This window comes from Serratia sp. Ser99 (assembly GCF_024519545.1).
In the GTDB taxonomy this organism is placed as follows: Bacteria; Pseudomonadota; Gammaproteobacteria; order Enterobacterales; family Enterobacteriaceae; genus Serratia; species Serratia liquefaciens.
Map to the genome: position 1 here is coordinate 1 of NZ_JALJRT010000025.1, position 5,398 is coordinate 5,398.

The window sequence follows — 5,398 nt, forward strand, 5'->3', positions numbered from 1 at the left end:
GGTGTCGGTGTCGGTGTCGGTGTCGGTGTCGGTGTCGGTGTCGGTAGGATTATCGTGGTACTGATCGTCAACCTTCAACGTTTCCGGGATTTCCTGCTCACCGACAAGTAACTCGGGCGGCAAGCCGCCCAGTTCGTTTCCTTGCGCTTTTTTGGCCATATCACACCACCGTTGCGCAAAGAGATGCATTCACCCGGCTTGGGATGACCAAAGGAGCTGATTGCATCAGAATAATGCGTTGAGCCGGGTCGAATTTAATTTCTGATTTTGGTGCAAACGCCAACGGCCCATAATTGAACGCAGGATCCAGAATCACCCCAAATGCTCGAGTACCCATTAAGTCTGCACAGCTCATTACAACAGCGCCATCAGGGATTAATGGTTTCTCTACACCATCAACCGGATCGATGAACCAGTCGTTGTACAGCCACAGATCAAAGTTGCCCCATCGGCCTTTATAAACAGCCCCTTTCTGGACCTGCGGACCGGCATTGATCTGGTTGCCGAACGGGCTCAATGCTGGGAAAGTGATTGCGTTATCCTTGATGGTGGTATCAAGGCGAAATGCACGCCATGATTTATTGGTAAACACCAGATCAGTTGGCACTGCACCAGATTCCTTTAGGAACGTGGTTTGCCACTCTTCGATATTGTCTGAAGGTTTGGTGTTGGTTGTACCTGCTGCCACCGTCAGCGGCCATTTGTCACTGCCACTGAGGGTAATGGTCAGATCAGGCGAACGACCAAAATCAACGACCTTGGTTTCATAGCCTTCCCCTTGTACCTTCACGGTACCACTAACCAAGGCACTGGCCGCCATCCATTCCATACGGCGATTAATCATGTCAATCTGATCGGCCATCTCAAATTGCAGGTTCAGCATTTCACGCTCAGCAGCGGTAAATTCACCGCCGATACGCTCACCGATCTGACGGCGAATGGGTTTACGCAGGTCCGGGGCACGCTTGTCTTTGATATACGCGGGTTTAAAGGTATTGGTCTGGTATTTACGACTCTCGACCAGTTTGCCTTCCACCAGCGGTGATACGAATGGCGCCATACGACGCAGACCCACGTCCACATCGATGGCCACTTCTTCCGTTTCGTAGGTCACTACGTTTGGGAAGAAGCGATCCAGAAGCCAGTTTTGGCTGGTTTTCAGGTTAGGGACGACCTGCACCAGCACGCTGGTATCAAAAATGTTTTCCATATTCAGTCTCTTTATGATGCCGGCACCGTGACCGGCCAGAATTCAGGACGAGTGCAACCCTGCCAGAGAACTGGCATCAGTTACGTTTTCGAAAAGGGTTAGATCAGGATGCTGGCGCCTGGATGCTGTCGCGCAGGAAGATGGCCAGCGGGCGGAATTGTGCTTTCAGTTCAGCAACGGTCCAGGTCGCATCGAAGATCAGACGGTGCTGGTTAAACTCACCCATCAGATAAACACCACCCGTTTGTGCAGCAGCAGTGGTATCGACATCATCGACCAAAATGGCTGACGGTTTCTCGCTGCCGTCTGTCGCATCTTTTTTGCTCGGAATAAAGGCGCCAGAAGCCGTCACCATACCGAGCACCGTGCCACGTTTAAGCACACCTGCAACCCCGATAGTTACCGAGTCGGTGACGAGCTGCAGCGGACCTGAAACAAGCTGATCGGGCACGAACAGCGAACTCGCCATGCCAGGTGCAAATTGATTTTGTCCAAACTGGTCCATTACTTGTTACCTCGTGCAGTGTCATAGAGACTGGTCATTTTGCTTACCAGCGCATTTTTGCCCGTGGCGGGCTTGCTACTATCCGGGCCCAGGCGTACCTGTTCAGATTGCATACGCGCATCCAGCGAAACACGCGCTGCTTTCGCCGGAGCAACAGCCCCCATCGTTGCCAGCGTGCCAATGGCTTCACTCGCGCTCATGCGGGTATTGAACGCCAGGTGTGCTGCCATGTCAGGACGGCCTGCGGCGTGCTTACTGCCAAAGATTGCAGCACAACGTTTACGCTCAGCCCGGCGACCTTTTTTCACATCGCGGTTTTCGTCGTCCTCTTCTGCATCAGCGTCATCGTCTTCTTCCGCACGACGAGACTTAGCCTTTTTGCCCTTTCCTTTGTCGTCGTCCTCTTCGGCATCAGGATCGCTGTCATCATCGTCTTCCATGTCTTCGCGATCATCCTCCTCTTCGGCGTCCTCTTCGTCATCGCGCTCTTCTTCCGCACGGCGTGATTTCGCCTTTTTACCTTTCTCTTTGTCGTCGTCCTCATCTTCTGAGGCTTTTTTCTTAAAACCCATTAGGTGGGCAAACTTTGAGTAAGACATACATTAAGCTCCTGCTTCGGTGAATAATTTTCGGAATGCGGCGTCAGGGGTCATGACCGCATCGGCAAGCCCCAACTTGACGCCATCAGCCGCCAGGAAACAGGCAGCCTGGGTGTTACGGATAGTTTTCTCAGAGATCCCCCGATTTCGGGCTACTGTGCTGACAAAAAGCCTACCCATCGTATCCACATCATCCTGAATCGCGGCACGGGCCTGATCGGTCAGTTTGACGTAAGGATTGCTTTCAGCCTTGCGGTCCCCATAGGTGATAATGGTCACCGCCAGTCCGTCCTCCTTAATTCGCTGTGACCAGTCACAGTGAATAACGATGACACCGACTGATCCGACGCCGCCGGTGCGCGGCACGTGGATCCGGTCAGCGGCGCTGGCAATGGCGTACGCCGCGGAATACGCATTTTCCGTCAGAATGGCGTGGATCGGTTTTGAACCTCTGGCGTGATAAATCTCGTCCACCAGGTCAAAACACCCTGCAACCTCCCCGCCGGGCGAATCGATATCCAGACAGATACCGGCTACCTCCGGATCATTCATTGCCGTCAGGAACGACTGCCTGATCCCGTCGTAGCCCGTCATGCCGCTGTAGGGGCGCAGCGAGCCCAATTTTTGAACTAGTGTCCCCTGCACGGGGATCACCGCGATACCACCAACCACGTCATAGCCGGCGTCCTGTTTGCGAGCCTTTCGGGTAAAACTTTCATCATCCCCCAGCCAGTCAGATGCCAGGGTATTGATGCGCGTTATCCCAAAGCGGTCCATCATGGCAGCCATGACGACTTCGGCTTTTTGCGGGTGTAGCGCCAGCGGCGTGTTAAACAACCGCTGCGCCAGATGCGGTAAATTCACTCTGCCTCCGGGTCTTTTATCGTTTCTGGTGCGAATATTTCAGCTTGTGCCCAACTCGGCAGCGGGAGCCCACGCTCTTTGAATGCGGCAATTTCACGCTCTCGCTGGTCGAGCATTTCTTCCCAGTCTTCACCGGCGTTTTCCGCCGCTTCCATTTCCAGCGTTGAAAGGCCGGCATCCATACCGAGAATGGCGCCTTTCTTCTCCGCTACCGGGTCCACCCAACCACGTCCTGGTCCCATCCAGCGCGCACGGCAATAAGCCGCCCTGGCGTCCAGAAAATGCGGAGCGCCGTTCGGCAACGGTAAATCTTCCGTGTCATGGATTTCTTCGATAAAAGCGGACAGGATCGGCTGAGCAAACCCGACAGAAAAATCATCTCGCCGACGGGTCAGTGTTTTCCATGCTTCCAGCATCGCAGAGCGTGCGGAGCTGTAGTTAACGTCTGACCAGTCCTGTGTAACCTGCTGCGTGGACAGTCCCGTAGCCGCGGCGATATTTCTCAAAGCCGCACTTTCAAACACTTCAAAGTTGCTGTGTGGTCGTGCGGCATTCACCGTTTCAACTTTTTCGCCAGGGTGCATAATGGGCATTCTCGCTCCATTTTGCAGCGATATGCGATTATCCTTATGGAAGCTGACGCGACTGTCTTGATACACACCAAGACTGCTATCATCGAAAGTCTCACCCATCGCAGCTTCAACCATCTGCGGATCATACGGCGACGTGATATAAGCACCGAAAACTGCATTCAAAATAGCAGCTTCAAGTTCCGTTTGGTCATACTTGATCAGCATTTTCAGGCGTTGAACCACCGGTGTTAACATCCCATTTCCCCGGTGTTGAGCACCACGCTCATGATCATAGTCATGCACTACATGTGGTCGGCCCCAATCAGTTTCTCGCGGGATACGCTGCCATGTCATCGTTTTGGCACCGCTCCACCAGTCACCTATATGCGCCTCACGGATGTGGTAGGCCACTGGAGCTCCATCGCTATCTATTTCGACACCACCGCGGATGTTTGGCATATCGAAATTTTGTTGCGGGTTGCTCAAACGGTCAGGATCAACAATCTGCACTGTAGTCGCATATCGGCCACGCCCAGGGCCTATCCTATCAGGGCGATATTGGAGTACTGCCAGCGCGTCGCCGTCCAAAAGCTTATGGCGGAATCCCAACCGTAGCATTTGCGACACAGTTTGCTTACGCTCCACATCGCAGAAGCGCCCCGGATCGTTAGCCCATGACCGCCAGTGCGCTTCAACCACCTTGCCATATTCATCAGCCCAGGTTGAATCAAATGCACTATTGCCAGTCATCAGAGCCAGCATCCTATAATCAGGCTTAAGGATAGGGCGAAAGTTCGCACCAACGGCATTATCAAGAACCCGGGTAATGCTTCCGCTTGCCCAGCCATCATTGCGGGCCAAATCCCGAACGCGGGAGACAATGCGATCGCGGTAAATATTGATCTCATTGTCTGGTGACCACAGCGCCGGCTGCCAGTTTGCAAGCTGGTCACTGAACGAATCTGCCGCATCGTAGGGAACCCGACTTCCGCCCACCAGCATGGACGCTCTTGACCTTGATGGTGGTAGCGGTTGCCCGTTTGGGCCTAAAATCTTGATGTCATTCATCAGAATCTAAACCTCATCGGCCTACGTGGGCGGGGAACAATACCCAACTGAGCCTGCAGCAACTGGATCAGCGCCACCAAATCAGCCAGTGAGGATTGCTGGTAGGAAACAGAACGCGTGCCATCACCCTGGGTATACGAAAACGAGACACCACGGGATCCGGCAGCAAGGTCAATATAGGCCTGCTGCGCCTTCGCCAATGCGTCCTGCAATTGCGCAGGCGTCATCGCACCGGCCAGCAGGCTAGTGTTACGGTTAAACATAGGGATCCTTAAGAGGGTAAAAGTTGTGACAGGCGCTTACGCTTGGGTTTTTCTGTCTCTTCGATGATGACGCCAGGTAGACGAAGATTGGGTTTTTCTTCGGGTTGCTGTGGCGCTGGCAACAGACGATCGGGGTTTACCACGATATTGTCTGCCAGTTGGTTCAGTTTCAGTCCGAGATAAAACAGCCCGCACAACGCCGCATAACTGTACACCCGGCAGTCCAGCGCTTCGTTAGCCCGCCCCGGTATTTGTTCCCAAATGTAGTGGCACAGTAAATTTGGCCACCTGATTAAAGGTGATATCCTCACCTCAAC

The 5,398-nt window shown here is 53.6% G+C and carries 6 protein-coding genes and 1 pseudogene; all 7 read right to left on the reverse strand.

Translation table 11 applies throughout. From position 1 onward, the window contains the following. Positions 1 to 160: 160 nt before the first annotated feature. Positions 161 to 1,210 carry a major capsid protein gene (locus NR114_RS24135; RefSeq protein WP_256813826.1) on the reverse strand — a complete coding sequence of 350 codons (1,050 nt, stop codon included), beginning with the start codon at positions 1,208 to 1,210 and terminating at the stop codon, positions 161 to 163. A 103-nt stretch (positions 1,211 to 1,313) separates the two neighbouring features. Next, entirely contained in the window at positions 1,314 to 1,715 is a 402-nt protein-coding gene (locus tag NR114_RS24140; RefSeq protein WP_197820666.1) for a head decoration protein, read from the reverse strand. Continuing rightward, on the reverse strand, positions 1,715 to 2,314 hold the full coding sequence (locus tag NR114_RS24145) for a hypothetical protein (RefSeq protein WP_256813827.1): 600 nt from the start codon (positions 2,312 to 2,314) through the stop codon (positions 1,715 to 1,717). Before NR114_RS24145 ends, NR114_RS24140 begins: the two co-directional genes overlap by 1 nt. 3 nt (positions 2,315 to 2,317) lie before the next feature. Next, a complete protein-coding gene (locus tag NR114_RS24150) occupies positions 2,318 to 3,178 on the reverse strand; it encodes a S49 family peptidase (protein ID WP_129940349.1) in 861 nt (286 codons plus the stop codon). Next, positions 3,175 to 4,818: a phage portal protein gene (locus NR114_RS24155; RefSeq protein ID WP_256813828.1), complete on the reverse strand. Its 1,644-nt coding sequence runs from the start codon at positions 4,816 to 4,818 to the stop codon at positions 3,175 to 3,177. The genes NR114_RS24150 and NR114_RS24155 overlap by 4 nt, the downstream gene beginning before the upstream one ends. After that, the gene (gene gpW / locus NR114_RS24160; protein ID WP_197820663.1) at positions 4,818 to 5,081 is read right to left on the reverse strand and encodes a gpW family head-tail joining protein; all 264 of its coding nucleotides are present in this window, start codon (positions 5,079 to 5,081) and stop codon (positions 4,818 to 4,820) included. The genes NR114_RS24155 and gpW overlap by 1 nt, the downstream gene beginning before the upstream one ends. A gap of 8 nt (positions 5,082 to 5,089) precedes the next feature. Next, positions 5,090 to 5,398: pseudogene (locus NR114_RS24165) on the reverse strand (phage terminase large subunit family protein); the annotation flags it as partial.

Bases quoted from the DNA above. Each gene is read 5' to 3' on its own strand.
- NR114_RS24135 (WP_256813826.1), bottom strand. From the start codon at position 1,210: ATGGAAAACATTTTTGATACCAGCGTGCTGGTGCAGGTCGTCCCTAAC.
- NR114_RS24140 (WP_197820666.1), bottom strand. From the start codon at position 1,715: ATGGACCAGTTTGGACAAAATCAATTTGCACCTGGCATGGCGAGTTCG.
- NR114_RS24145 (WP_256813827.1), bottom strand. From the start codon at position 2,314: ATGTCTTACTCAAAGTTTGCCCACCTAATGGGTTTTAAGAAAAAAGCC.
- NR114_RS24155 (WP_256813828.1), bottom strand. From the start codon at position 4,818: ATGAATGACATCAAGATTTTAGGCCCAAACGGGCAACCGCTACCACCA.
- gpW (WP_197820663.1), bottom strand. From the start codon at position 5,081: ATGTTTAACCGTAACACTAGCCTGCTGGCCGGTGCGATGACGCCTGCG.